This is a genomic window from Hymenobacter wooponensis (assembly GCF_004745865.1).
GTDB classification, from domain to species: Bacteria; Bacteroidota; Bacteroidia; order Cytophagales; family Hymenobacteraceae; genus Hymenobacter; species Hymenobacter wooponensis.
This window is the reverse complement of sequence record NZ_SRKZ01000013.1, coordinates 1-24,930: the sequence shown is the minus strand read 5'-3', so window position 1 is coordinate 24,930 and position 24,930 is coordinate 1. Positions and strand designations below refer to the sequence as shown.

Here is a 24,930-nt window from a genome sequence, read left to right as displayed (position 1 = left end):
CGTGGGTCCGGTAGCGTAGCGAATGAGACAAGGAGTTGGCTGAGCATGAAGTGCTTAACGATGTCTAACAAGACAAAGGTCAGCCCTCAAGACAGCGTCTTAGTTTTGATGCGTACGCCCTGTCGACAGCCAACGCCAGCAACTGCTGGAGAAAACCGGTGCCCGCAACTCGGCCGCCTTGATCCGCTACGTGCTGGAGTGGGGGTTCATCACCTGAGGGAGCTACGCGGACCTAAAATCCGTAGTTATCCCCGGTTTTACCGCATTTATCCCGTGCTTCGGTTTCGTATACCCTGGGTATGGACGATTCCCTGTTTACCAACGCTACGCAACGACGCCGGGCTGTAACCCTGGCGGTGGCGCTGGCTAGTGGCACGTCGTTGGCCCCCCAGTCCTACGAACGCTACCTGCTGTCCCTGTTTCAGCGGGGACATCTCACACTGGCCGAAGTAGAAGAGCAACTTGAACTCAGCGTGTATCAAGTACTCTATCACAGCCGCGCAAGTCGCTCACCAACCGACATGGACTTGCAGCAATTGCTGGCTGAATCCCGCGCTTACAACAAACAGCATCAGATCACGGGGCTGTTGCTCTACAGCCACGGCCGTTACGTGCAGGTGCTGGAGGGAAGGGGGCAGGTGGTGCAAGCGCTGTACGCCCGCATTCAGCAGGATCCGCGCCACGAGCAGGTCTGCACGCTTTACCACGGACCGGGGGCCCAGCGCCGGTTTGCCGACTGGCACATGGAATTTCAGCACTTGCCCGACCCGACCGCCGTGGACCACATGCTCACTGCCCTGCAGGCTGCTGCCTCTCGGACGGAACGCTCCGTGGAAGACGACCACTTGCGGGCTTTGCTGGAGGCCTTCGGGCCCCATCCCTTGGCGGCGGAAGTTCCCTGACATCCCCCTTGGGCCAGCTACGCGGCCACTACGCGCCGGAAAAGCTCGACCGGCTGCATCCTTTTGGTCCGGTTGCCAGTAGTGGGAGAACTGATCTGCTCCTGCTATGTCCTGCTCCGCTTTGCCCTGCCCAGCGCTGACCACGGCCGCCATGCTGCGCCTGTTACGCCTGTTACGCCTGGAGATGCTCCAGTTGCCCGCCACTTCTCCCTACCGAGAAGTGCGCCTGCGCCGTCTCACCGACCAGTTCACCTATATCGTGCAGACCTGGGCGGGCCTGCCCTGGCCGACTATATCTCGTCAGGGGGATGAAGTTCCCTCCCAGGTCCAGGTCTTACACCAGTTGACCCACTTGCCGACGGAGCCTGGAGATCAGCAAAAAGCCCTGTTGGTGCTGGCATTGCTCCTCACCTGACGCTACGCCGCCTCCTTGCTTTCCTTACGTATTCTGCTGGCCTCCGCCAGACGGGAGTAACCTCTTTTCACTCCACAGTATGCAGGAAGGTGAAACCTCTCCAACAAGCATTAGCCACTAAGCTCACGGCCGCCCTGGCCGCGCAGCTGCCCATGACCGCCACAGGGGCCCTGCCCAAGGCAATTGCGCAGGCGGTAGAAGACTTAGCCGACCGCATCCTGCGCTGGCGCGCCAGTCAACAGCGTCCCCCGCGTGTTTTACTCGGTAAGAGTACCCCGTCCGTATCGGATGCGTTGACTCGGTTGATAGACAGTTAACTGCACGAGGACGAGGATACGAACGAACCAGCTCTGCCGCCAACCCCTGATCGGGCATCCTCTCCGGAGCAAGCCAACACCGCGCGAAAACGGCGTCCCCGCTTACCTAGGTGACGGCTTACATTGACAGCCCCCGCTCCCTACTTCTGCCTTGGCGATCCTGTAGTAGGGTGCGCACCGCACCAGTACGCGTAGACTGAGCGTCATAGCTTTCCTCTACTGCTACGCCCTCGGACCGGTGCGCCTTATCCAATACTGCGCTGATCTTGGGGAGCTTCTCCCACTCAAAACGGTAGGCCACACTCAGCGACGTCCGTTGATCGTCTAGCGTCTGCACTTGCCACACGCTGGCGCCAGCGTCCTCGAATGCAATGCGGATGCGCTCGGCCCGCTCGGCATCGACGACCGTAATCGTCGCCTTCAGCGAGCGGGGGTCGCGAGCTACCCGCAGTCGTTCCTGCTGTCGCTGCTCTTCTCGGGTGCGCTCGATAGCAAACTGCACCTGTTCATGCAAGGGCTGGCCATTAGGCCGCAGGTGATCAAGGGGAAACTGCACAGCGGTTTTTGCCTCCCGCACGAAGAAGGATTTCTCCTTGGTCTGGTGAATCGTATAGCCGTTCTCTCGTAATGCTTGGTCTACCTCGCCTACGTCCTTGATAGGCCCCTGAAGCACCGTGGCCACGACTTGCTCTGCCCGGCGCTGGCTGTAGGCTTGTTGCTTGCCGGCCCACTCCGCCAGGTCCGGGGCCAGCGCTTCACTCTGGGCCGTCTGCACAATCAACCGATGGAACCGTTCGCGCAGGGTCCCCACCTCCTCGGTCTTGGCCGTGAGCTCCTGCGTTTTATGCTGCAGCGTCGCGGCAGTCTGCTGCTCGCGCTGCTTGCTGGTAGCCAACTGCTTCTCCAGCACGCGCACCCGGTCCTGGGCTAGCACGTTGGCCGTGGCAATGGTGGCCAGTTCCGCGAGCTTGGCATTGGCCTCCGCCAGTTGTTGGGCTGCCTGCTGATTGAGTCGTTCCAGCTCACGCTGCAGGTGCACCCCGCTGTCGACGTACCACGCTTTCTTGCCGACCTCCAGCGGGGTGTGCACGACCGGCGCCACCGCCTTTGCCAATTGCTGCTGACTGGTCTTCTGGGCCCCATAATAGCGGCGCACATCCTGATGAATAGCCGTGCTGCGTTCAATGCCGCGCTTCAAGCCATAGGGCGCCATAGCTTGGGCGTAGTCGGTTTGCAGCTGACGTAGGGCCGCGGGGCTGAACAGGTCCCGAGCCGAGAGCCGTTCATTGGGCCCTACCTTCTCGCCATTGTGCAGGCGCTGCTCCTGCATGACGGGTACCACGATGGCATGCAGGTGCGGGGTGCTCTCGTCCTGGTGGAGCATGCATCCGATCACGTTTTCCGCCCCGTAGCGCTTCCGTAAAAAGTCCAGATTGTCCTTGACCCAAGGGGAATCCCGGATGTCCGTCTTTCGCCCGGTGGCGGGATCTTTAGCGAAGCGTTCTTCGCTGGCTGTAAGCAGGATCTCCACCGCCCGCACGGCATCCTTGCGCAAGCGGAGCAGCTGCAACTCGGCGATGCGTTCGTTCGCCAGATCCCAGTAGCTGCGCTGCTCGTGGTTGACGAGCTCCTGATTCAGGTGGCGTAGCGCTGGGTCGGCATTAGGTGTTTCCTGGGTGCGGTAGTTGTGGTGGGCGACGCTCTGGGCCTGCTCGCGGCTGGCAATTTTAGTCACTCGGATAATCGCGTAAGCCATAGGGATAGGATAAGGTAGATAGAAACGTCTTACCCTACCTTACGCACCAATGTGTAGTGATTTATACATTGGCCATTCTTGCCTGCCTTACGCAAACGACAAACCCGGTTCTTGTAGGCTATCTCTCTTCCGAAGGAAGTGTATAGGTTACTAGCCTCTAGCACCTTACCTGCGGTAACAATTCTTCTCTACCCGGATGCTGGTTTGGCTGACTAGATTCTGGTCAGCTACTCGTCATGGGGCAAGTGGCGCTGGAAGTGCAACTGCAGCAGCGTGTCAATGCGCTCCCGGTTGAGCGGCTTGCTCACCAGGCCCGCGATGGGCAGCTCGTGCAAGCGCTCTAGGTCCCGCGAGTCCATGGAGGTGGTCAGCACCAGGATTACTGTTGCATCTTGCTGGGCCGGGGGCAGGCGAAGATAGGCTTCCAGAAAAGCGATCCCGCCCATGCCTGGCATGGCTATATCCAGCAGCAGCAGCGTGGGCTGGTAGGGCGGAGGTTGGGTAAGCAGGGCCAAGGCTTCTTCCCCGCTCGTGGCCACGCGCACCTGCTCGCTCACCTGCAGTTTGGTAAGCAGGTGTTCGTTAAGAAAGTTGGTCGTCTCGTCGTCATCGACGAGCAGAATGTGGGGCAGCTTTTCCATGAGGGCTAGGGGTAAAACAAAGCCGGCCTAGGCCTTAGGTAAGGTAACGGTGAAAGTAGACCCCACCCCGGGCTGACTGTCCACGATGATCGTACCGCCCCGGTTCTCGATCAAGCGCTTGATCAAGTACAGCCCCACGCCCGAGCCCTCCACGTGGGTATGCAGGCGGCGGAACATGGTGAAGAGCTGGCCTTGCTGGCGGGCATCCAGCCCCAGCCCGTTGTCCTGCACGGTCAGTACTACGCCGGCGTGGACCGTTCTTTGCGCGCGCACCTGCACTACGGAGGGGCGCTGCGAATCCCGGTACTTGACGCCGTTGCTGAGTAGGTTGAACAGAATGCTGCGCAGGTCCTTGGCCGGGAAATATGCCTGCGGACAATCGGTCAGGTCTACCCGCAGTTCGGCCTGGGTGCTTTCCAGTAGGGGTAATAGGTCCTGGCGGACGTCCGCCAGCACGTGCGCCAAGTCGAGCGCTTCGGCCGGGGCGAACGAGGTGTCTTGCAAGCGGGCAATGCTGGTGAGATGGCCTACTGTCTCCTGAAAGCGGGTGATGGCCCCCTGCATTAGGTGCACCAAGTGCGATACCTCCGGCTGCTGCGCCTCGCTGGGCAGGTACTCGTGTAAGGCATTGAGCAAACCCTCAATGTTGGCAATGGGCGCTTTCAGATCGTGCGACGCGGCGTACACGAACGTGTCCAGGTCCACGTTGGTGCGCTCCAGTTGCTGCTGTAGTTCCACTTGCTCGTGCACTTCAAACGCGAGGCCGCTATGCCCGAGAACCTGGCCTTCGGCTCCAAATAAGAGTTGGCTGCGACTCATCATCCAGCGGTACTGCCCGTCGTGGCGACGCAACCGGTAGGGGGTACTCCGCCAGGGCTGACCGGCCTGCACGGCGGCCACAAAGCTGGACTGCTGCACCGCCAGGTCGCCGGGGTGTACCGCCTCCCACGCCTCATCCAGGGAGCGTAACTGGGTCGCATCTAGGCCCGTCCACTCGAAAAACGGCTTGTTGAGGTACTCTAGGCTGCCCATGGCGTCGGTGCGGAACAGAAACGCAGGGGAATAGGCCGTGAGCAGGCGCATTTCGGCGGCGACCGTATCGGCTTGCTGCCGCGCCAAGACTCGGTCAGTCACTTCCAGGATGAAAGCCAAGATACCGAGCACCTGCTGGCGCTCGTCAACGAGAGGCTGATACACGAAATCGATGTAATACTGCCGGGGTTGGCCCAGGTTGGCATCGTAGAGTTGAACCGGCATCGCCGTGCCCACCACGGGTTCCCCCGTTTGGTACACGCGGTCGAGTAAGGCAATAAAGCCCTGTTCCTCCATCTCCGGAAATACTTCTAGCACCGAGTGGCCGGGGACCGCTCGATGGCCTGACAACTCCTGATAGTACGTGTTGCAGAACGTGTAGCGGTGTTCCGGGCCGGTAAGCGTGGCAATGGCGGCCGGCACTTGCCCGAGGATACGGGCTAGTAGTAGTTGCTGCTCATTAAGCTGGCGCGTACGCTGCTGCACGCGGTCGTCCAACTTCTGGTTAAGCCGTTCTACTTGCTGGCGAGCCCGCACCTGTTCGGTCACGTTGCGGCTGTAGTCCAGCACACCGTCAACCTGACCTTGCGCGTTGCGTAACGGTATCAAGGACAGATCCAGGAACACCTGTTCCGGCGCGCCAGTACCCGTGAAATCGAACCAACCTTCCAGCTCATGGACAATGTAGGGTTCACCGGTCTGGTACACCCGGTCGAACAAGGCTACCACCCCCAGCTCATTCGCTTCCGGCATAGCGTCGCCCAGCGGTCGGCCGGGGAAGGAGCGGTGCGGAAACATATGTTGGTAGGGCGGGTTAACGAACTGGTACACGTGTTCAGGCCCATGATAGATAGCCACATAGGTGGGCAGTTGCATCAACACCTCGTGAAAGCGTTGGCGCTGCCGCTCGACCTCAGCGTGGGCCTGCTGCTCACTGGCCTTGCTGTCGCTTAGCTGTTGTCCGGCCCGGCGGCTCTCAGTAATGTCCAGCACGGACTGAATGATATACTGCACTTCCCCCACTTGGTCAAGTACGGGCGTGTGGCGCGGCTGCCAGTGGCGCTCAATGAACCGGCCGGGTCGGGTCGGGTCGGGCACGTCGTAGTGCTGCGGAGCCATTTCATGAAAGTGCCGGGTCGTCATTACCTGCTCGAGCGAGGCGCGCACGTTGGCCACGGCATTAGCCTCGGGCGTCTCGGGGTTGTCAGGAAAAGCGTCGAAGATATGCTGCCCCACGAGGAAGGCCCGCTCTGTGAGAGTGGCGGCCAGGTAGTCGTCGCTGGCGCCCAGTATCAACCAGTCCGGAGATAGCAGCAGCGTAGCACCGGGCTGGGCGTTAAAGACAGACAGCAAGTCGAGTGAGGGGATCGGAGGCATTACGACAGCTATTGGGGTGAAATACGAAGGTCGGGTTTATATACCGAAGCCATAGGCACTATTTTATAGTGGAATAATTCAATTAATTAGACTTTACCAACCACTTCTTCTATTCCCGTCGCTCCACCGTAAGCCGTTTTGCAGGGTGACTTGCTGCAGGTGTTGCTCGAAGGTATTAGCCCCAGACATTGTGCATGGGCATTCGCTCAGTTTCTAGATAATCTTTTGTGAGCAGAACCCAAAAACGACTTTTTATCAGTCAAACCCACAAGACCATTCTTGCAAGTTCGCTTATTACTCTCCAGATCAGTACGGCTATGCTTTTGAAAGGAATTCACTGATAAAAAGTCGTAATTGAAGATGCGTGTTTTTACCAAGTATGATAGGACCACGCCAATCAATTACATCAGCTTATGAAAAAGAGAGTATAAAGACAGGTTCTTAAGGGTGTGATTCGGGCAAATAAAGTATAATTTAGTATCAAAATAGTACAAATTCAGCGCGCCCTTTTTAGCCTTCTTTGTACCGCTTGTTTTGCTGTTTTCTTTGCGTCATTCGTGCCACATACCCAAGGCCTAAAAGCTTTCTTTTCTCCTCGCGCGTGAATCAACAACTTGTGTATTTTTAGGTATTTGTCTATTTGCAGTGCTTATAACCATTTGATATTCTTATACTTACAGCACTCATAAACGACTTTTTATCAGTTTAAAACGACTTTTTATCAGTGAACTACTACCTTTTATCAGTTTAAAACGACTTTTTATCAGTCATTCCGAAGGGTAACTACGACTTTTTATCAGTTAAAAACGCCCTGTAAAAACAGTTGTAGTTTTTAGCTACTTCTCTATATTTGTTGCCCATCCCACTCTGCTATGGATCACTCTGAATCACTGGAAGTCAGGCAGCATAATGCCATCACGACGGCTCGCTATGACTATACGGCTTGCCAGTTAGATTTGCTCTTCTTTCTGCTCTCTAAGCTACGCCGAGAAGATAAGCCTAACCAGGAGTATCAGATTCATATGAACGAAGTGGTGGCCATGACGGGTCGCGAGTGGCACTACAAGCAGCTACGGGAAGCCACTGAGTCTATGGGCTCCCGGATGTTCGAAGTCGAGAATGACCAATCCTACGTGCAACTCTGGATGTTCCAGAAGGTGGAGTACGTCAAGGGAGAGGGTTACTTGCGCATTCGTCTCTCCGAGGATATCCGTCCTTACCTGTTTGAGTTGAAGAACAACTTCACCTCTTACCAACTCTTCTCGGCCCTGAAGATATCCAGCAAGTACGCCAAGCGTATTTACCAATTGGCCTCCCAATGGAAAGATATCGGCGAGACGAAGACCTATGACCTGGACGAGTTCAAGCTTATGCTCAAGCTTAAGGACCCCAAGGGGAAAGAGCCGGAGCAGTTTCAACGTATCAGTGATTTGAAGGCCAAAGTGCTGGACATCGCCGTACGCCAGATCAACGAGAACACAGAGCTCAAGATTGGCTACACCCTGCTCAAGCAAGGCCGCTCCTTTACGGCCGTACGCTTTTACGTCACCAAGCAGCAGCCCAAGCAACTCCCGATTCCTTTTGAGGAAACACCGGAAGATGCCAAGCTTCTCATGGCTCGCCGGCATTTAGAATCGTTGGGTATCAAGGATGCAAGACTTGTGGCTCAGATCGTCGGGGATGAGAATCTCGTAAACGAGCTGTTTAAGTTCATGTACCGCCTCAAGACCGACAAGATCAAAGCAGATAAGAACCCGGCCGGTTTGCTGCTCACCGTACTAGGGCTTAAGACGTCAACCAAAACGGCCTAAACGGCACCGCCTCCCTCCTCCCCTACCATGACTGCACACGATCAAGAAGCATATCGCGCACTCAGAGCGTACCTGACGCACTTACTGACCGATCCACGGGACAAAGCCCTGGAAGATGTGCCGGCGCCGCTCAGAGCCAGCGTAGAAGCGTTTATGCTGGGTAAGACCATCTATCATGATGCAGCTGACCGTCCCATTATTTACGCGCACGATTTAGCAGCTTGGGCCCACCAAGTGATTCATGTCTCCGGCCTGGAGTATTCTAGTGTCACTGGCCACGGTAGATGTCGACCAATTAATTACGCCAAGCCATGGCTGCATGAGCGAGTGGGAGGATATCGAGCGCTGAATAGCTTTAGCCGCAAAACAGACGACATGTTCGTGTTTCGCACATACATGATAGCCCAACATGACAAATCGCTGAAATATCACCTGTTGAACACGTATATTACAACTAAAACAGCAACTTTTTCTGATTCTAAAATTAGTTGTAAATTTTCACTTCGACCCACCTGATATTTTATACTGGAGCATTCGATATTTGCAACTAGCCTTACAACTAGAACAGCAACTATTTCAAGTTGCTCTTTTTAGCCATCTTCACAATCTTTTCTTTGACGGCGGCTAAGACGAAATCGTGAATGGAAATGCGGTCCCGCTTCGGCAAGCTATCCTGGATGGCGCGGATCTGTGCTAGTTCGCTCTCATAGATTTTAAAAGTGAACGACTTGAGCTTATCCTCTTCGGGTGCTGCCTTAGCGGGCGCAGTTGCTACTGGCTCTAAGACAGAACCACCCTTGTTGATCATCTCCTGCATGGCAGAGTTGGAGAGGGAAGAGGGCGGTGTAGGAGGGAGGCCCAGCTTGGGTTTCTTAGTGGCCATAGGTTGTACCTAATGTTGTTTAATTACATCCAGGATTACAAGCAGTTTTAGTTGTAAATTTGGATGTAGATCTGATTCTTTATTTGTTTCTTTCCAAGGCACTCTGTACACTCACACACAGATCATTGACCTCAACCACCGCCTTATCATCAGCAGGCTTCATTTCCAGTACTCCCAGCCCAGCGGCGGCAGCATTGGCAAACGAGATGCGATTGCCCACCGACGTCTCTAGGAAGTGCAGGTATTCAGAACCCCGAAGTAGCTCTGCTGCTTCCTCCTTGTAAGTGCCGCGGGCGTCTGCTTTATTAATGAAGGTGAGCGAACGCAACCCTGGGTTGAAGGGTGCTACCTCGGCAATGAGGTTCTCTACCTTACGTAGCGTCCAGATATCGAGCGAGCGCGGCGCGAAGGGAACCAAGTACACGTGGGAGATAGTCAAGGCCGAGCGCTGGCTGACAGTGTCGCGGCCACCAGTGTCGATGACGATGTCGTCGCATTTCGTGGCCAGGCGCTGTACTTGGGCGTTAAGCTCACGGCCGGTCACCTTAACGGCGGTATAGCCTAGGTCTCCATCGAGCGACTGGTGGCGGAAGGAGGTAAAATCCGTGGCAGACTCCTGATCGTCGGCATCAATAAGAATAACGTCGCGGCCCTGCTGCAGCAGATACACCGTCAGATTCGTCGCTATCGTGGTCTTACCGCTACCGCCTTTAATGCCGCCTACCGTGTAGATCATGTTGTCGTAGTTGAACTGATACGGGTTGTTATTTTAGTTGTAAATCTAGTTGTTTTGGATAAATCATTGCGCTATTCTGCTTTGATTAACTTATGAGGTTGCGGTTTATGCTATAGCTGATCTGCACACTAATAGATGAAATGCTTTACGCCACTTTTCTACTAACAAACTAGGCAAATATTGCCAGGGGAAGACTAACCAGTATTTTTGTAGCCCTCGTTTTTAATGCTACACACCTAATGATCATTTCAGATCTACTTGATATCGGTTTTCGAGCTTCTCATGAGTGCCCCTCCGCCTGGCAGAATAAAGGTCAGGTACTGTGCCGCGATTTTGGCAAGGCACTGATCAGCATTCTGTGGTACGCTGATTCCTCCGAGTTAGAAGTCCTCGTGGGGGACGTGCAAACTCCCTTGCTGCATATGCGCTGGTCCGTGTTCAATCTTTCGCATCTACAGAGTTTGTTGCGGGATTATTGGCCTCTTACCTAACAGCATTAAACGCCTATTTTTATGGGGTGAGAGTTACACCTGTTACAGTACACTCCGTCAACCAAATAAAAACTATGGCCCTGCTTCAGGGCGTGGTGCAGCCTACTAGGAGTATACTAAATCAACCTACATAAGGCTACCCCGTCATATAGCAGATTGAAGACTATATACACTCTATAACGTTTTCTAAACGACGGTTTGCACTAGGTTATGAGCAAGCTTCATTACAAGGCCTGTCAAGCCAATATTAACCCTGCTTCTTTTGTCGGTTCTGCCGAAACCGAGCTAATTGCTTCGGAGTTGGGGGCTTCCAGTACGCTAGGTTTTCGAGCAGTTGATCCGCTTCGTCTGACTCTTCTCCTTCTCTCACTTCCGTGCTGTATTTACGGTAGAGCATTCCGCGCACCTGCGCCGCTTCGTTAACCAGCTTCGGCGTAAACATAGCTAATAGCGCCCAAGCCAAATCGTCATCGTTGTCCGAATATTGTCGCCCAAGGCTTCCCAAACCTACGACAAGCTTTTCCGTAAAGGCCAGGGCTTGGTACGCTTCTTCTTCCGTTAATTCTCTCATGCTAGCAAGGTGTAGACTAATACGTTCTGGTAAGCTATCATATCAACCGAATAAGCACTGGCAAGTACTTCTTTACACGCCTGATAAAGTCCGATAAGTGAGAGTTATACCCCCACCTCGGAATAGTGGTAGATTCCGAGCCCCTTGATTCCACTTCCTGACATTTGGTACTTTGGCGAGCTGCGCCAGGGGCGGCCTTCCGTGTGCTTCCCCGTTTCACCTACGCCTTTGTGTCGATGCCTTTTACCAACCTCGCCGCCCTGGCTCCCTTCTTCAGCCTGCTGTCGCTAGCTCATCCCCCGCAACGGCCCCAGCCGGCAACGGCCCTGCGGGTAGTGGAATCGTCATTTGAAGAAGAAAATGAATACCGCTTGACGTCGGACTCGCTCATCATCACCTGCACCGAACTGCGGGAAGACGGTACTCACCACGCCAAGTATGCCCGCGCCCTCACACCACCGGAACGCGCCTATCTCCTTGCCCCCTTTAGTGCTACGTACTTGTCCAGGTCCAATCAGAGTACGATAATCCTGCTGCCCAGGCTCATGGTTGGGGGTATGAAGTGCTAATCGTCAAAGGCGAGCGGGTAAAATCCCTGTTGATCTACAAACGCAAAGTGGCGTGCTTCTGGGCGTTTTGCCAGCGCTTAAATTCCCTCGTACCCGCTCCATATAGAATTCATTACACGGCCGCGTATTGGAAGGAGTAGCAGCCTGAGGGCTGAGATATGCGTGCGATCCGTGGCACCCGTGAAATAAGGTCCGATACATCGGCCTTGTCGGACCTTATGAAGGGCCTCATAAAGAGAAGCTTTCGATCCTATAAGTCTAAACAGGATCTTTAGGTGGACTTCTAGTAGGGCTTGTTAAGCCAAGGGTTGAGCAGCAGGCAAGAAATGGGTCTGTTTGATTGTTCAGTTTGTGACTCCAAGGTGTGAAGGCCCCTAGGCTTCTTCCTCTTTTTTGGTATTTTAATAATATTAAGTGAGTTTTATCTATAACGATGATTACTACCTACTTATACCCCTCACCGAATGTGGTTCAGCTTATGAGCAGTTAGACCACTATTAGCTAATGCTCGGCCTCTTTCTTACCGTTTTCTATGTCTTATTCGCTGTTCTCTCCGGCGCCTATGTGTTCTTGCAACGCAGGCGCCAGCCCCGGAGCGCCCGCTTCCTGTGGGTTCCCCTCTACCTGTTTCTGCTCTGGGAATTGACAGAAGGAATGTTTTGGTCGAACCAGCAATTGTTCAAGAGGAAAATCTATTTACAGGTTGGGCATGCCAGCATTCTTCTAGTGGAAATCTGGCTTTCCTGGATGTTTCTAGTCGTGATTATTATATTCCTTACCTTTTTTGCTAAGCGCAAACCCGCAAGCGACAACCGTTAGTTATACACTCTGCCCCATAAGTGGTTATGCAACGGCTACTTCTATTTTACTCGATCGGGTTAGCCTGCTTCGCGGTGCTCTCTTGTGATCCCGCTATTACGACAAAGCCACTGGCTGCTGGCGCGACGACGCCTTCCCCAGCGTTATACCGCATACTGCAACGCTTCCTGAAAGCCGATACCCTCAACCAGCATCCTAAGTTCTACGCCGTTTTCTTCCAGCAGAAAATTGCGCGCAATCTCACCTTGTATGTGATGGACGTGTACAACTCGACTGGCGATATTGTAGCCTTTCCCCTCACGACTTGGCAGGTTGACCAGAAGCCCTTCTTTGTCTTTACCGGCTTAGAGGCCGTGGCTACGGGTAGCGATACGAGCTATAATCATCTTATTCGCGAAGTGCACGCGGCAAATCAGGGCAAAATCTGGTCTCCGCCCCTTCGGTGTTGGCGGATCGAGATGAAAGACTATCAAATTGTCCACGTGGAGGAAGGGGGCTTTTTTTTCTACCCCTTTGCGCCAGTGAGTGCACCACCACCACCCATTCTATTCCTGCGCGACTCCACTACAGGCCAGGAGCCAAGGGAGTGAACTCGTTGAGCCGATGCCCAACCCTCGGAGGGTTTCGCTGCACAGGCAAGTCCTGCCTTATCCGTTCTAAATACTCTCGTTTTGGTAAGCATAACCGAGTTTTATCAGAATTTATGTACTGGTAAAGTCGGCTTATCAGTCCTTATTTAGCGAACAATAAGGATCATAAGAAGCTCAGCTGCATAGCTGCAACAGTGGAATAGAGTGGCAATTCTCACTTCTCTATTTCTACCTCCTCTCCATATGCCTCAGGCGGTAAAGCGTTAAAATCAGCAATCCGACGTTTGCGCAGAAACTCCCGATAAGGCTTCGAATACTGAGATCGTTTTTGCTTCGCCGGGGCTGTAAACGAAACGGTGCTCTCGACGGGCGTTGGTACAGGGGAAGGAAGCAGGCTTTTTTCGTTCACTACTTGGCCATTCAGGTAGGCACTGTACGCCCGTAAGAGGGTGCCGGACATGTCATCAGGGTGCGTGATGCCTAGCCGCTCGAAGTACTGTTGCAGTCGGGAGCCGCCCCACAGCTGCCAATTGTTGCGCATCCAGAGCCCAAGGCCAAAATGAAAGCGCGCCAAGCCCTGCTCGGCGTCAGGGTGCTTGAGTTCTTGCTTATCGGCTTCCGAGAGCATTCGGTCTAATTGTCCAAAACTGTCCCGTATATCCCGTGGAATGTAGACCCCATCAATGGAATCAGCCACTAGATTCCGGCGATGCACCCGCTCGATGCCTTGAGCCAGCGAGTCGCCCCGCGCATTTAGCGTACGGGCCTCAGCTGCTAAGTCGAAGGGCTGGTTTTGCAGGTGGCGCAGATAGGATAACAGCACCAAATGACGACGGACTTGCCAGCCTGCATAGCCAGACACCAGTGGATTGACCTTGACATAGGTATTAAGGTAGCTTACTAGGCGGCTACTGGAACTGTCTTGCCACTCTCCTAGCTCCCATTCATCCAAGATAAACAGAGCACTAACGTTCTCAAAATCACTAGGAGTGAGTTGTTTGAACTTGGCCTTGGCTTTGGGGGAAAGAACTTTGTCGAGTTGTTCGTTGGCCTCCGTTAAGTTCTGAGGAACATAAAAGCCCTGCTTGTTAATAGCAGCTGATTGGGCAGAACAACATAAGACACTAAGAAATAAGGGAACAGTAAGCAGGCGTTTGAGCATAGCGCATAATTAGTTCAGAGATAGGGAAGACAGCCGCCATAATCAGAACGATTAGTAGTGGAAAGTTGCTACAGCTGGTTACGTATTTGATAGCTGTAAGTCCTACTACTTTTCAGAGGTGGCATTATAACGTACGTGGCGGTTGCACTACTTTCGCAACCGCCACGTACGTTATAATGCCACATCGGCATAAGCCCCTTCTCAATGCTTACTTCGGCTGGAGATACTTACGCGGGTAACATCGCCTGTTTTGGTTGTTTGACGAAAAGCGCTTATTCAAGCGATTCTTCGAGCGAAAGCACTCTTGCTTTTTCGCACAGGTCAGGCGGCGCGAAAAGAGACACGTGCAGTATATCGCGGTCATCAGCGTCTAGAGCAAAACGTGCGCGTAACGCTGATACCGGAGGAAAGGGATAGTCGACCCACAAGCCAGTTGCATGGTCAGTACTGTGCAAAGAGTAGCGGAGGGATTCGCCTGCTTGCATTGGTAATGGGGCCCGCGCGGCCTGGGCTAGCAGTTCAAAAAGGGCAGGCAGGTGAGCTTTCCACATCCAATTGGTGTATTCCATGATAAAGACTAATTGTAGTTTGACCAAAGTATGGCCTTATAAGGGTCTTTGACGTCAGATTACAAGCTGCTGGCAATTTCCTTTTCTCGGCCTTGGTAAGTAAGGACCCCGAGGCTCGTTTCCCCAAACGGGAGGGTGTTCACATACGCCCGGAAAAAGGCGGCCGCGATATAATAGCACTCAGGGCCAGTTCGAAGTTCGAAGAGGGTCTGGTACTGCCTGTCTAACCCCTGGTCAACCCGCTGGTACCCGAACCGTTTGCCACTCAGCTCTTGGTGAATACTAATCCCGTGGAGCAGTTGCGTAGGGAGTTGCACATACGTCGTGTCAAAAAACAGGAGGTCTATATTGGACGCATGCTCTTCATTCTTCTCCGCTCGTAGCAGCAATTGCCCGTGACTGACCAAGGCGTCGAACAGCAGGAATTTTCTGTTGGAATCGAATAAAGCGTTCATGTGCCCTGTAGCGTAAAAGTGCTCCCTCTATTCAGGTTAGGAGATCATCCCAAAAATGACGTTTTTCAAAGGGTGCTTATACACAGCATTACGTTAACCGAAATGAGCGTCTTCCACACGGACAACACAACGGCTAGCTTACTTGAAGTTGTCCTAAGGAGCAGTTCAGATTACTCCTACGTACATATGCCTTGTGTATCATCTTGGCTAAAAAACACGAGTCACCTCGGTGAAAAGACGCCTTCTGCCAATTCGATACGTGCGGATATACGCTAGCACCGTCTCAAACAGCCTATCCTTTTCCTCTTCTCTATAGGGAAAATATAGGTTTGAGGCTTTATAGGCTACGACCCCTTCCTCACTAGATAACTGCCAGATGACATAGGCTTGCGGGTATTTTATGGCATGAACACCGATTTCCCCCAAACAGGGAATCTCTTTGTTATCAAAATGGGCTATGGCGCTGATTTTCATAGTCTACTAAATTTACACTTCGATAAGCCTTAATGAATCAGTATAGAAACGTTTCGCCTCTTAACAGAAAAAACGCCTGCGCTTTGACCAGTTTTTCAGGTTCTTTAAGGCGTATCATACTTTGGTTAATCTACCAAACAACTAGGCAAGAAGCCATAAATCTATCTTATCAGAGGAAGGATAAAGATCAGAAAATCGGCCTTATCGGACCTTATGGGACACGGATAAGGAGCGGAAGATCGGCTTACTGCTCACAATACAGGGTGGCCGGCGAGTCGACTATAGTACAAGAACATATTAGGCCAACCATCACGGAAGCCTAAGTGCTAATTCGGCAGACAAGCCTATCTTCGGTTTATCACTTCCGATCTGTATGAGGCGCTTCCCAGGGTTCGTTTACGGTTTATTCTCCACGATATCCCTTGTAGCGTGCAAACAATCGGCAGCTGACTATCCTACTATTCCTCTAGCTAGTACCAGCCTGGAAGGCCGTTGGCAGCTTGACTCAACCCGGACGGATTTTTACCTACGTGGCCGCAAGCAAGGAAGTATGAAAGGTCGGCAGACGAAGCCCTCTTGGCTTACGGTGCAGGCCCACTCGTGGATCTACTCCAGAGAGGGAGTGCCTGATTGGGGGTGGACCTATACGCGTAGAGGGGACACGCTACTCTTCAAGTGGGCGCAGCGTGAAGACACGGCGGTGATTATGAAGCTTTCGGCAAATCAGTTGAGCTACCGTCTCAATCTTTCGGCCGAAGGAGATGCCCAGGATTATTCAGTGAATGAGTACCACTACTCGCGCTAGCGCTTGGTAGGTTCCCTACAAGCTGCTTCATGTGCTTGAAGCGGAGTTCCCTGTAGGCCAGAGTAGGCCAGCAACGCGGGCAGCCGAGTGATACGGCCACTGCAGTTGGGCGCTGTTCGAGAGGTACCCATTCCCGCTCAGGCGTTTCTTACGAGCGCTGCACTCCTCGCCCACAGAATGTTGACTTCCCAGGCCTTATAGCACGTGCTCATAACAGGATGTAATAGGTCGTTTATAGAACGTTATACGTAAAGCCTATTAGTCTTCCTCTCCTACAAGGGCCACTAACTGTCCATATCCGACAATGCGCCCGGGATGGCCAAAGTAGAAGGTGGCGTGCACGTAACGTTCCGTTATGCGGTCATCCGGGTCAAGTACTACTACCTTAACGCGGACGGGCGCCGACGACCCGGCGACCTGTTGAAATTCACACGGCGTACAGTACTCCGGGGCATCCTCCGCCCACACCGAGGTGCGCAGCCCAGGGCGAAGCCGGACCTCTGGCAGCGAGCAGGTAAAGTCAAGCTCGAGGCGCTTCGTTTCGGAGTTCTTCATATCACGAGTCGTTAACGGGTGAAGGCGGACAAGGCAAGGTCGGCCGGGGTTGAGGTTATGGCCCTATACTAGAAAAGAGTGAAGGTCAGCTCCAAGCTCCTGGATAAGAACCGATAAGCTACTTATAACTTATCAGTCCTGATTGACCAGCGCAACAGGGTGTTCAGATTACCTATTTAAATACGCCCCCGAAAACGCAGTTTTTCAGGGGCGTATTTAAATAGGTAATCTGAACACCTTACTCTAATTTGCAGCAGTTGTCGTGATATATTAATTATCTTCTTTAAGTATGTTGTCTTCTTCTGCAGACAGTGATGAGCTGGAGCGCCTGCGCACGTTGCAGTACTACCAGATTCTCAACTCCATGCAGGAGCCGGTCTTTACTAGGTTTGTCGCGTTATGCGCTCAGATTTTTAATACCCCTGTCTCCCTAATCTCGCTGGTAGAAGAGGAGCAAGTACAGTATATCGCTACCCATGGAATCGAAGTAACGGCGAAAGTGCCGCGGCCAGAGTCTATCTGCTCCATGGCCGTTGAGCAGAACAAGGCAATCCTGCTGACTGATTTAACTGGGGCTACCCCCAAACAAGTTCGGGCGGAGGCACGGGCCGCCTCCCTACGCAATGGACTTCCATTCTATGCGGGCTCTCCGCTCCACATGCCCGATAAACGCAGTATCGGCGCCTTGTGCATTGGCGATGTTCAACCTCGGAGCTTCAGTAACGAAGAGCAGGAAGTGTTAGATCGGCTGGCGGCACTAGTAGCCCAAACTATCGTGGTCCGGCACTTCTGTTTAGTAAGCACCGATCTAGGCATTGACCAATGGGAAAGAGTGCAGCACCGGATGGTCGACGAGATAGAGGCCTTGAGTGCTTTGGTGCGCTACATTATTACGCGGGCTGGTACCCAGATTCCGGTTCCAACTGATGTGTTGCAGTTGATCACCCGCAGACTAATGGATTTGGCCGTGATTCTCGGGACATATCAAGTCAATAGATAAGATGCAGGTAGCTCTTTATGCGTGCGTGTCGACGGCCGACAAGAATCAGAATCCAGAAAACCAACTGCTGGTCCTGCGGCGCCACGCTGACTGGCCAACGATATAAGAATCTTAGAGTAAAGTGCTGTCCAACAAGGGGACGGTTTCAGGTCTCTTTTGCCACCTACCTTTATGGCCCCGAAAACGCGGGTTTCTTAGGCCAATTCTCGCGACCCTTTTTGGACTGCCCTTGCCCTAGCAAATGTTCGTCTTATTGAAGAATTTTAGAAGCTGCCTGACTTACGCAATCTCTCGTCACTCATGGAGAGTATCAAAAAGTGTGGGGCAACTAGACTGAGCGAATGCCGACATGGCTTGCCCCGTTAGTGGCGATAGGTTCGGTGACTGCGACTGCCCCACACTTTTTGATGCTCTCCAAAGCCGCGCACGTCGTCATTTAGGTATTGCCCCAAAGTTTTACCGGCGCGTTCAGCCGCCTTCTCCAGAACAGCCCGGGTTTCCCGCTCTACCCCGCGGATTGACCAGGTAACGGCCGTACTACTGGCTGGTTTCGGCGGCCTCCCTCCCTTCTTTGCTGTCTTACTAGCTGTAAGACGCTCTCCTTCACCACTTTCGCCCTCTGTAGTACTAGTACTGGTTTCAGTAAGACTGATTTCTGGGGCTGTCTTACCATTTTCAGTCTCTGTAAGACCTATTTCAGAATCTGTCTTACTCATTGGAGTTTCTGTCAGACTAGGTTTGGACTGCATAATCAATGTGTCAGACATAATGTGTGACGCATAATTACGCCGAAAACTTTGGTATTACATGGTGTCTTACAGCAGACAAATGGCCTGCTTGCTCTTATTAAAGCCTTTCTTTCAATTTCTTATCCATGAAGCGTTTTCACAGCACATCCCATGAGCGGTAGGTATCAACCTAACCGCACACATGAAGCAACCAAAAAAGCGCTGGGCCTGGACGGCTCGGCAACGGGGACGTTGCCATCACCGGCGCGACCATCGAATCACCTCGCCCGCACCGACCTTTCTTCGGGAGAAATGGCACCAGCACCGGGCCCGCACTCGGCAAGCGCTACACCAGGTGCTGGCCGGCTACGACGAGGGCCACGTAACCTTTCCCTACCAGCCCCGCCACAGTGGGCAGTACGATTGGGCATAAAACAAACCGGCCCGCTACTACAGCGGGCCGGTTCTGTTTAGGATTAGTATTGAAACATCTCCTGCAGCCGATCGCAAACCTCCTGCGCCGTGGTGGTAGGCAGTGCTCCTAAGCGGCGCACCAAACGGGTCTTGTCCACGGAGCGGATGTGGTCGAACGCGACCTGGCCTTCCTTGCCCTGAAAGGTGCAATCCACCCGGGAAGGGTAGTCACGCCGGGTGCTGGTCAGGGCCGCAATGGTCACCGTGCGTAGGTAGCGGTTCATCTCGTCGGGAGAGAGCACCACGCAGGGGCGGGTCTTGTTGATTTCGCTGCCCTGGGTCGGGTCCAGGTTCACCAGCCACACCTCGAAGCGCTGCACCGCTACCACTGCCACTGAGTTTCCTCAAAGGCCTCGTCCGAGAATCCCTCCAGCAGCTCGCCCTCCGGCGCCTGGCCCTGGGCCAGGGCGTGCTGAAAGCGCTCGTCCCAACCCTGGCGGCGGGCCTTGCTAACCGGTTTGATAAGCAAGCCCTCCGGCGTAGGCTGCAGGTCCACCTCGCCGACAAGGTGGTACTGCTGCAGTAACTTCTTGGGTAGTACAATCCCCTGGGAATTGCCCACCCGAATCAGGCGCGTGTTCATAGATGCAAATGTACGTACAATGTTAGTACATTCATTGGACTCTAGCCGCTTCATTCATGGTGAAGTATTTCCTAACAGAAAATGATCCCCATCGCTTATAAGCGACAATAGAACTATGCAGGGTAGGGCCAGTTGATAATCACCGGTGCGATCTTAGTTTGTTAACTTTATCCTATTTCCATAGCCAGTATTTAGTAATAGAGTTAGCACATTCTTGCTATTCCCAAAAAGAGAAAATTACAAATTTAAGTATACTTTTACGCAGACAAAGAGAACCTTATAAATTACATTATCAAAATAGTTTTAATTAATAAAACTTATTTCATATCCCAAAATGAAATAAGTTTCTGTTACTTTCCAAGAATTTACTATTTATACAAAATTCGTTTTACCCTATAAATGGGACGTTCCACCACGTATAAAAGACCCTTTACCGAGAGTAAGTGACATTTTATCCAGAATGGGATTATATAAATTATTCATTATACATATACGTACACTATTTCTCTTAAATATTCTATATCATATTTGTTCTTGTTCTACAGTCTGAAGTGTTCTCCTACCTCACACCTTATTGCCCCCTTTATATGAAACTAAGTGCTACCCCATTTCATCCTACCACAGGCGACTTACTCCCAGCGTACCGAGACGCCTACCTGCGCGGTGATTTGACTATTAAAAATACGGAGGCAGTCGATGCCTTCATCCAGGCAAACGGTTCTCAGGCTGATGCCGTCTTACGTCGGTTTTACGAGATGAAAAACCTGGGTCACCAAGTTCGTCCCGTGGGCTGGGTGCAACGCCAGTTCGACCTGATTCGGACCGAGCCTCAGCGTTTCCGGCAGCGCGCGGCCGCGATGCTGGTAGGTAGTGTCTTAGTGGGTGGCGCTGTATTTGCCGGCACGAACACACCAAATGCACCTACTGAGAACGTCCCCGGGACGGCCGATGCGACTGCACTGACGACAGCTGAATCCGCTGAGGCCGCCACTATGGCCTCCGTACGTGTCGTAACGATGCGCGGACGAATCCTAAACGAAGACGGCAAGCCGTTAGTCGGTGCTACTGTGTTGGACCGCGCCAACCGTCGGGGTGTATCCACCGATCAGAATGGCAACTATGCTATCGTAGTGCCCGCCGGTAGAGCCACGCAGCTACAGTATGCCTACGCTGGCTACGCGGACGAAGAGGTCGTGCTGAACGGCAAAAGCACGTACAACACAACGTTGGTACCTCGTACTGAGGCGAAAACGAAAAAGCGGCACTGGTGGCAGTTCTAAGAACGGCTGTAAGCAGTCCGTTTTCTGCTCTCGCTAACACATGAAGATTCCTTTCTTCAACCGAGTCCGCACCCGCCAAATCACGGTAGGCACGTCCCACGAGGCAGGTCTGCAAGCCCGCACAGTGCTAGAAAGGCTGTTGGACGAGATGCCGGAGTTGCTCTTAGCGTGCGTGGTAGAAGTGCAATCCGGGCGGGTGCTGGCTTCCTACAGCCGAGAGCCATACCTCAATCCCAACCAAATCAGCTTACGGTACGCCAAACTGCTGCAACTGACCAGCAAAACGGTGGCTGCCAAACAGATTCCAGGTGGTCCCTTAACGGAAAGCACCGTGCTACTGGAAGACCAGTTTCACACCCTGCGCCCCATGCACCAGGGCCAATGGTACTGCTTTGTAGCCGTGCGCTTTGCCGACGCTAACCTCGGTATGGCGTGGGACATCTTGCGCCGCCATACCGCATAAAGTTCTACTCAACGTTTTTACTATTTTTACCATTACCTCATGGCTTCGCCGAAACAAACCGTTAAAGAAATTCTGGAAGAGTTGCCCACCCTGTTGGCCGTAGCAGTAGTAGAGACCGAAACCGGCATGCCGCTGGCGGCGCACTCCAATCTCGCTGATTTCGATATTGATACTGCTGCTGCCTACAACACGGAAGTAGTAAAGCAGAAATTGAAGGCGATCAAAGCACTCAACCTGAACCAGACGGTACAAGACATCTTGCTCACCCTCACCGATCAGCTGCACTTGATTAAGCTCTCACCTACCGGAGATAAATTTATTTATCTAGCGGTCAACTCCCGCGACACGAACTTGGCCGTCGCGCGCCAGATTCTGAAAGCCCAAACGGCAGTTTTGAACTAAGCAGTAGGTTGCAAGTAGTCCACCCTTCAGGTGGCCTTCCTACTACGCAATAGCCCCGCTAGCTACATTGCTAGCGGGGCTATTGCGTAGTAGGAAGGCCACCTGAAACTATAGGCAGACCACCTCCATTCAATGTGCTTCTGGCAGCGAGTCAGCTTTTAGCACCTGTGGCTAAGCCAATAAACGGCAAGATTTATCTAACTCATGGCTTTTTACCTGTCCATAAAGTGGTCAGTTGCTGTTCAGCTTTAGCGTAGAGGCGTTGCAAGACTTTATGTTTGCGCTGCAACACCCGGTACCGTCGGTGAATGGCTACAGCCACTCCACTGGTCCCTATGAGAAGTATAGCCAATAGAGCCTCTAGCCACGTCATTTACTCCTTGGTAACCCTTTCTTACTTATCCTAACTAGACAAAGCCCCCCATTGGACTGTTCTGCTGCTGCAACTCACGAATGAGTTGCCACTGCTCAGTCCATAGCGAAAGGTAAGAGAAGTGCCCAACTGACTGGAACTTTTTGTCGGGTACCGAAGTCCCCTTACCGTTCACTGCTGTCCAAGAGTTCTTCACCTGACGCGTTGCTATGGATTTATACGTATTGTTTGGGTTGCTATTCTGCTTACTGGCCTGTTTTCGGGAAGGTGTCTGGATGAAGTATTCCCCTGAGGACGTGGCGCGTTGGCACGCGCAAGCGGCGCGGCAGAAACCTTACTCCCCCAATGCACTTGATCTGCCAACACCACTTTACCCAGTTGCCCCCTCCCTCATCGGACAGGTCATTACCAGCCCGAACTCGTCGAACGATTTTAGACAGGAAGTTTGCTCCATGCCGTACGTCTTCTGCCAAATTAGGTAGTTAAGCTATCTTCTTTTAGATAAACATAGGTGAGCGTTGTCTGCTTTAGGGTTTGGCAAGCTAGTAGCAGAGAAATAATTAAATTTTTCTGATAGCAAGCCTTTCTAGAAAGTCCCGGGGTCATCTTGAAAAAGTTGCTTAACATAATGTAGGTGGCTGTTGCAAAAGTCAACTTCCTGCAGGTCTGAGAAGTTGATAGTGTATGCTCGGCTTTCACCCCCTCCAGACATCGTTGCTGAAACTGGTGCCCGCGCGCCACTTTTACCAGCAACTGCTGCACACCGTCGATTTCAGCTTCGTGCGGCCCCTGTTCGCCCCGTTTTACAGCACCGGCGGGCGGCCCTCGCTCGATCCCGTGGTGTTCGTCAAGCTGCTGCTGGTCGGGCATTTAGAGAATATTACCTCCGATCGTAAGCTGCTGGAACTGGCCCAGCTGCATGTGGGTATCCGCGCCTTCCTCGGGTATGACTTTGCGCAGCCGCTACCCTGGCATAGTACCCTGTCGCGGACGCGGCAACGCCTGCCGGTGTCCGTCTTTGAAGCCTGCTTTACGCACGTGGTGGGCTTATGCATCCAGCAGGGTCTGGTCAGTGGCCATACTCAGGTGATGGACTCGGCCTATATTAAAGCGAACGCGTCCATGAGTCGGCTCCAGCCTAAGCGTTCTGGGGAAGCATCCGTCCCCACCCCAGGCAATAGCCAAGCGCCACTGGTAACGGCTTCAGCTGACCGTGTAAAGCATATCCAGCGCTTTCATGCCGCTATTCGAAAAGCGGCGCCGAACAAAGCCGGGCACCTGGTGAGCAACCTGACCCACTACAGCCCGGCGGATCCGGAGGCGCGCGTTGCGTTTAAACCGGGCAAGCCCCGCATGCTCGCCTATACCGCTAGCGTTAGTGTCGATGCGACGCGACATGTCATTACCCACATCCATGCGGACCTAGCCGACTGGCGCGACAGCCGGTATCTGCTCGCCATCGTGGACGCGACTCAGCAGCGCTTGCACCAGTTTGGCCAGGTAATGACCACCGTTGTCGCCGATGCCGGGTACAGCTCGGGGGAGAACTACGAGCACCTGGAAAAGCGAAACCTAACGGGCTTTATCCCGGCCCATGGCAAGTATAAGGCCGAGCACCCGGGCTTCACCTACGATGCGGCCGCGGACCACTACACCTGCCGCCAAGGAAAACGGCTCACGTTTGATAAGCAGATCCTGGATCGGCAAGGTAACCCGAAGAAACGCTACTGGGCGAGAGCAGCCGATTGCAAGCACTGCCCGCTAGCGGCCGAGTGCAAGGGGAAGAAGGCGCGGGAAAAACGCTTGCATCACACGGTCTACAAAGTACAGTACGATCGCATGCTGGCGCGCTTAGCCACGCGAGTCGGCCAACGCATGCGACAACTGCGAGCGTCGACGGTGGAACCGGTCTTAGGCAGTCTAATCACCTATTTCGGCTTACGCCATATCACCAAAAAAGGCCAGGCAGGGGCGGCCAAGGTGCTGTATGCCGCGGCTATGGCCTACAATCTGAAGAAGTGTCTGCGCGCTGGCTCCTGTCAGCCTGGCGGGTTGGGAATAGCTTTGCCTGCACCGGCTCCCTTTCGTTGGATCCTACTTTACTTTTGCAACAGCCACCGGAGTTATACACGCCACCTTGGAATTGTGGTGGTTTTGCTCCCCACTACCCCTGTCCTCCAATTGTGGTACTTTGCCGGGATGGGGCGCCCACTGAACGGCTGTTTCTTTGCGAGGGGAATTTTTCGGTTCCCGCGACGGCTGTTTCTTTGCGGGGGGAATTTTTCGGTTCCCGCGAGCGTCTTCTGCCCCGAATAGCCCTTTTCGTGCTTCTATGAGCCCTGAACCGCTACACCCACCCCTGCCGCCCATCCAAACCGCTGCCGAATACGAAGCTGCGGTGGCCCGTTTTTGGGCCTTGGTGGACCGCCCGAACGACTTAGCCTTGCTGCTGGCCATGCGCGAAGTCATGCGCGCTTACGAGTACGCCCACGGTCCCGACAAGCCGGCTGCATCGGGCGAGTAGTAACCCGCTTACGCTCAGTCCTGGGGAATTTGCCCGCCGCTCTCGCCTCAGGGCGTACGCATCAAATTTAGAGGACTGCCATCCGGCAGTTTTCGCGGACGCAGGTTAAAAGCTGGCTCATATAGTCATCATTCCACCCTGCGTTTCGTCGTCGGGTGCGCAGACTGCCGGGT

General features: G+C 53.3%; 28 protein-coding genes. 16 read left to right on the top strand and 12 right to left on the bottom strand.

Features of this window, described 5'->3' with window-relative positions; translation table 11 throughout:
* The first annotated feature begins 299 nt into the window (after nt 1-299).
* The 3 genes from EU557_RS25220 (at nt 300) to EU557_RS25210 (ending at nt 1,634) form a co-directional block, all read left to right on the top strand.
* Nucleotides 300-902 carry a BLUF domain-containing protein gene (locus EU557_RS25220; protein WP_135533203.1) on the top strand — a complete coding sequence of 201 codons (603 nt, stop codon included), beginning with the start codon at nt 300-302 and terminating at the stop codon, nt 900-902.
* Between the two features lie 106 nt (nt 903-1,008).
* Complete coding sequence (locus EU557_RS25215) at nt 1,009-1,317, top strand: hypothetical protein (RefSeq protein WP_135533202.1); 309 nt, start codon at nt 1,009-1,011, stop codon at nt 1,315-1,317.
* 89 nt (nt 1,318-1,406) lie between these two features.
* Nucleotides 1,407-1,634, top strand: a complete 228-nt coding sequence (locus EU557_RS25210) for a hypothetical protein (RefSeq protein ID WP_135533201.1) — start codon at nt 1,407-1,409, stop codon at nt 1,632-1,634.
* A 118-nt stretch (nt 1,635-1,752) separates the two neighbouring features.
* On the opposite strand, the gene mobV is transcribed toward EU557_RS25210, so the two are convergent.
* The 3 genes from mobV to EU557_RS25195 all read right to left on the bottom strand — a co-directional run bounded on the left by mobV (nt 1,753) and on the right by EU557_RS25195 (nt 6,440).
* Nucleotides 1,753-3,390: a MobV family relaxase gene (gene mobV, locus EU557_RS25205; protein ID WP_135533200.1), complete on the bottom strand. Its 1,638-nt coding sequence runs from the start codon at nt 3,388-3,390 to the stop codon at nt 1,753-1,755.
* 227 nt (nt 3,391-3,617) lie between these two features.
* Entirely contained in the window at nt 3,618-4,031 is a 414-nt protein-coding gene (locus EU557_RS25200; protein WP_135533199.1) for a response regulator, read from the bottom strand.
* Nucleotides 4,032-4,058: 27 nt separating this feature from the next.
* Nucleotides 4,059-6,440, bottom strand: coding sequence for a PAS domain-containing sensor histidine kinase (locus EU557_RS25195; protein ID WP_135533198.1), 2,382 nt, complete (start codon nt 6,438-6,440; stop codon nt 4,059-4,061).
* Nucleotides 6,441-7,312: 872 nt separating this feature from the next.
* On the opposite strand from EU557_RS25195, the gene EU557_RS25190 reads away from it, so the two are divergent.
* The gene (locus EU557_RS25190) at nt 7,313-8,251 is read left to right on the top strand and encodes a replication initiation protein (protein ID WP_135533197.1); all 939 of its coding nucleotides are present in this window, start codon (nt 7,313-7,315) and stop codon (nt 8,249-8,251) included.
* A gap of 27 nt (nt 8,252-8,278) precedes the next feature.
* A complete protein-coding gene (locus EU557_RS25185; RefSeq protein ID WP_245326387.1) occupies nt 8,279-8,767 on the top strand; it encodes a hypothetical protein in 489 nt (162 codons plus the stop codon).
* A gap of 55 nt (nt 8,768-8,822) precedes the next feature.
* On the opposite strand, the gene EU557_RS25180 is transcribed toward EU557_RS25185, so the two are convergent.
* From EU557_RS25180 to EU557_RS25170, 3 genes are all read right to left on the bottom strand, one after another.
* Nucleotides 8,823-9,134: a hypothetical protein gene (locus EU557_RS25180; protein ID WP_135533196.1), complete on the bottom strand. Its 312-nt coding sequence runs from the start codon at nt 9,132-9,134 to the stop codon at nt 8,823-8,825.
* Nucleotides 9,135-9,213: 79 nt separating this feature from the next.
* Nucleotides 9,214-9,870 (bottom strand): AAA family ATPase, encoded by a 657-nt coding sequence (locus tag EU557_RS25175; RefSeq protein ID WP_135533195.1) that lies wholly within the window; start codon nt 9,868-9,870, stop codon nt 9,214-9,216.
* A gap of 738 nt (nt 9,871-10,608) precedes the next feature.
* The gene (locus EU557_RS25170) at nt 10,609-10,932 is read right to left on the bottom strand and encodes a hypothetical protein (protein WP_135533194.1); all 324 of its coding nucleotides are present in this window, start codon (nt 10,930-10,932) and stop codon (nt 10,609-10,611) included.
* A gap of 203 nt (nt 10,933-11,135) precedes the next feature.
* Between EU557_RS25170 and EU557_RS25165 the strand changes: the two genes are divergently transcribed.
* The 3 genes from EU557_RS25165 (at nt 11,136) to EU557_RS25155 (ending at nt 12,910) form a co-directional block, all read left to right on the top strand.
* Nucleotides 11,136-11,501: a hypothetical protein gene (locus EU557_RS25165; RefSeq protein ID WP_135533193.1), complete on the top strand. Its 366-nt coding sequence runs from the start codon at nt 11,136-11,138 to the stop codon at nt 11,499-11,501.
* Nucleotides 11,502-12,005: 504 nt separating this feature from the next.
* Nucleotides 12,006-12,320 (top strand): hypothetical protein, encoded by a 315-nt coding sequence (locus EU557_RS25160; RefSeq protein WP_135533192.1) that lies wholly within the window; start codon nt 12,006-12,008, stop codon nt 12,318-12,320.
* A 74-nt stretch (nt 12,321-12,394) separates the two neighbouring features.
* The gene (locus tag EU557_RS25155) at nt 12,395-12,910 is read left to right on the top strand and encodes a hypothetical protein (RefSeq protein WP_135533191.1); all 516 of its coding nucleotides are present in this window, start codon (nt 12,395-12,397) and stop codon (nt 12,908-12,910) included.
* A 214-nt stretch (nt 12,911-13,124) separates the two neighbouring features.
* Here EU557_RS25155 and EU557_RS25150 read toward each other — a convergent pair whose 3' ends face one another.
* The 4 genes from EU557_RS25150 to EU557_RS25135 form a co-directional block, all read right to left on the bottom strand.
* A complete protein-coding gene (locus EU557_RS25150) occupies nt 13,125-14,072 on the bottom strand; it encodes a DUF6794 domain-containing protein (RefSeq protein ID WP_135533190.1) in 948 nt (315 codons plus the stop codon).
* Nucleotides 14,073-14,344: 272 nt separating this feature from the next.
* Nucleotides 14,345-14,641: a hypothetical protein gene (locus EU557_RS25145; RefSeq protein WP_135533189.1), complete on the bottom strand. Its 297-nt coding sequence runs from the start codon at nt 14,639-14,641 to the stop codon at nt 14,345-14,347.
* Nucleotides 14,642-14,700: 59 nt separating this feature from the next.
* Nucleotides 14,701-15,096, bottom strand: coding sequence for a hypothetical protein (locus tag EU557_RS25140; protein WP_135533188.1), 396 nt, complete (start codon nt 15,094-15,096; stop codon nt 14,701-14,703).
* A 207-nt stretch (nt 15,097-15,303) separates the two neighbouring features.
* Nucleotides 15,304-15,570 (bottom strand): hypothetical protein, encoded by a 267-nt coding sequence (locus EU557_RS25135; RefSeq protein ID WP_135533187.1) that lies wholly within the window; start codon nt 15,568-15,570, stop codon nt 15,304-15,306.
* A 550-nt stretch (nt 15,571-16,120) separates the two neighbouring features.
* On the opposite strand from EU557_RS25135, the gene EU557_RS25130 reads away from it, so the two are divergent.
* The 3 genes from EU557_RS25130 to EU557_RS25110 all read left to right on the top strand — a co-directional run bounded on the left by EU557_RS25130 (nt 16,121) and on the right by EU557_RS25110 (nt 19,091).
* Nucleotides 16,121-16,375: a hypothetical protein gene (locus EU557_RS25130; RefSeq protein WP_135533186.1), complete on the top strand. Its 255-nt coding sequence runs from the start codon at nt 16,121-16,123 to the stop codon at nt 16,373-16,375.
* 844 nt (nt 16,376-17,219) lie between these two features.
* Nucleotides 17,220-17,930, top strand: a complete 711-nt coding sequence (locus EU557_RS25120; protein ID WP_135533184.1) for a GAF domain-containing protein — start codon at nt 17,220-17,222, stop codon at nt 17,928-17,930.
* A 930-nt stretch (nt 17,931-18,860) separates the two neighbouring features.
* A complete protein-coding gene (locus EU557_RS25110) occupies nt 18,861-19,091 on the top strand; it encodes a hypothetical protein (protein WP_089334506.1) in 231 nt (76 codons plus the stop codon).
* Between the two features lie 43 nt (nt 19,092-19,134).
* Here EU557_RS25110 and EU557_RS25105 read toward each other — a convergent pair whose 3' ends face one another.
* Nucleotides 19,135-19,467 carry a type II toxin-antitoxin system PemK/MazF family toxin gene (locus EU557_RS25105; RefSeq protein ID WP_135533182.1) on the bottom strand — a complete coding sequence of 111 codons (333 nt, stop codon included), beginning with the start codon at nt 19,465-19,467 and terminating at the stop codon, nt 19,135-19,137.
* Complete coding sequence (locus tag EU557_RS25100; protein ID WP_135533181.1) at nt 19,455-19,715, bottom strand: AbrB/MazE/SpoVT family DNA-binding domain-containing protein; 261 nt, start codon at nt 19,713-19,715, stop codon at nt 19,455-19,457. The genes EU557_RS25105 and EU557_RS25100 overlap by 13 nt, the downstream gene beginning before the upstream one ends.
* A gap of 587 nt (nt 19,716-20,302) precedes the next feature.
* Between EU557_RS25100 and EU557_RS25095 the strand changes: the two genes are divergently transcribed.
* From EU557_RS25095 to EU557_RS25075, 5 genes are all read left to right on the top strand, one after another.
* Nucleotides 20,303-20,995: a carboxypeptidase-like regulatory domain-containing protein gene (locus tag EU557_RS25095; RefSeq protein WP_135533180.1), complete on the top strand. Its 693-nt coding sequence runs from the start codon at nt 20,303-20,305 to the stop codon at nt 20,993-20,995.
* A gap of 40 nt (nt 20,996-21,035) precedes the next feature.
* Nucleotides 21,036-21,458 carry a roadblock/LC7 domain-containing protein gene (locus EU557_RS25090; RefSeq protein WP_089334475.1) on the top strand — a complete coding sequence of 141 codons (423 nt, stop codon included), beginning with the start codon at nt 21,036-21,038 and terminating at the stop codon, nt 21,456-21,458.
* A gap of 39 nt (nt 21,459-21,497) precedes the next feature.
* Nucleotides 21,498-21,860, top strand: coding sequence for a hypothetical protein (locus EU557_RS25085; RefSeq protein ID WP_135533179.1), 363 nt, complete (start codon nt 21,498-21,500; stop codon nt 21,858-21,860).
* Between the two features lie 1,087 nt (nt 21,861-22,947).
* Complete coding sequence (locus EU557_RS25080; RefSeq protein ID WP_245326386.1) at nt 22,948-24,549, top strand: IS1182 family transposase; 1,602 nt, start codon at nt 22,948-22,950, stop codon at nt 24,547-24,549.
* Between the two features lie 16 nt (nt 24,550-24,565).
* Nucleotides 24,566-24,757 (top strand): hypothetical protein, encoded by a 192-nt coding sequence (locus EU557_RS25075; RefSeq protein WP_135533178.1) that lies wholly within the window; start codon nt 24,566-24,568, stop codon nt 24,755-24,757.
* Nucleotides 24,758-24,930: the final 173 nt, after the last annotated feature.

Coding starts and splice junctions, on each gene's coding strand:
- EU557_RS25220 (WP_135533203.1), top strand. CDS start 300: ATGGACGATTCCCTGTTTACCAACGCTACGCAACGACGCCGGGCTGTA.
- EU557_RS25215 (WP_135533202.1), top strand. CDS start 1,009: ATGTCCTGCTCCGCTTTGCCCTGCCCAGCGCTGACCACGGCCGCCATG.
- mobV (WP_135533200.1), bottom strand. CDS start 3,390: ATGGCTTACGCGATTATCCGAGTGACTAAAATTGCCAGCCGCGAGCAG.
- EU557_RS25200 (WP_135533199.1), bottom strand. CDS start 4,031: ATGGAAAAGCTGCCCCACATTCTGCTCGTCGATGACGACGAGACGACC.
- EU557_RS25195 (WP_135533198.1), bottom strand. CDS start 6,440: ATGCCTCCGATCCCCTCACTCGACTTGCTGTCTGTCTTTAACGCCCAG.
- EU557_RS25190 (WP_135533197.1), top strand. CDS start 7,313: ATGGATCACTCTGAATCACTGGAAGTCAGGCAGCATAATGCCATCACG.
- EU557_RS25185 (WP_245326387.1), top strand. CDS start 8,279: ATGACTGCACACGATCAAGAAGCATATCGCGCACTCAGAGCGTACCTG.
- EU557_RS25180 (WP_135533196.1), bottom strand. CDS start 9,134: ATGGCCACTAAGAAACCCAAGCTGGGCCTCCCTCCTACACCGCCCTCT.
- EU557_RS25175 (WP_135533195.1), bottom strand. CDS start 9,870: ATGATCTACACGGTAGGCGGCATTAAAGGCGGTAGCGGTAAGACCACG.
- EU557_RS25170 (WP_135533194.1), bottom strand. CDS start 10,932: ATGAGAGAATTAACGGAAGAAGAAGCGTACCAAGCCCTGGCCTTTACG.
- EU557_RS25160 (WP_135533192.1), top strand. CDS start 12,006: ATGCTCGGCCTCTTTCTTACCGTTTTCTATGTCTTATTCGCTGTTCTC.
- EU557_RS25150 (WP_135533190.1), bottom strand. CDS start 14,072: ATGCTCAAACGCCTGCTTACTGTTCCCTTATTTCTTAGTGTCTTATGT.
- EU557_RS25145 (WP_135533189.1), bottom strand. CDS start 14,641: ATGGAATACACCAATTGGATGTGGAAAGCTCACCTGCCTGCCCTTTTT.
- EU557_RS25140 (WP_135533188.1), bottom strand. CDS start 15,096: ATGAACGCTTTATTCGATTCCAACAGAAAATTCCTGCTGTTCGACGCC.
- EU557_RS25135 (WP_135533187.1), bottom strand. CDS start 15,570: ATGAAAATCAGCGCCATAGCCCATTTTGATAACAAAGAGATTCCCTGT.
- EU557_RS25130 (WP_135533186.1), top strand. CDS start 16,121: ATGAAAGGTCGGCAGACGAAGCCCTCTTGGCTTACGGTGCAGGCCCAC.
- EU557_RS25120 (WP_135533184.1), top strand. CDS start 17,220: ATGTTGTCTTCTTCTGCAGACAGTGATGAGCTGGAGCGCCTGCGCACG.
- EU557_RS25110 (WP_089334506.1), top strand. CDS start 18,861: ATGAAGCAACCAAAAAAGCGCTGGGCCTGGACGGCTCGGCAACGGGGA.
- EU557_RS25100 (WP_135533181.1), bottom strand. CDS start 19,715: ATGAACACGCGCCTGATTCGGGTGGGCAATTCCCAGGGGATTGTACTA.
- EU557_RS25095 (WP_135533180.1), top strand. CDS start 20,303: ATGAAACTAAGTGCTACCCCATTTCATCCTACCACAGGCGACTTACTC.
- EU557_RS25090 (WP_089334475.1), top strand. CDS start 21,036: ATGAAGATTCCTTTCTTCAACCGAGTCCGCACCCGCCAAATCACGGTA.
- EU557_RS25085 (WP_135533179.1), top strand. CDS start 21,498: ATGGCTTCGCCGAAACAAACCGTTAAAGAAATTCTGGAAGAGTTGCCC.
- EU557_RS25075 (WP_135533178.1), top strand. CDS start 24,566: ATGAGCCCTGAACCGCTACACCCACCCCTGCCGCCCATCCAAACCGCT.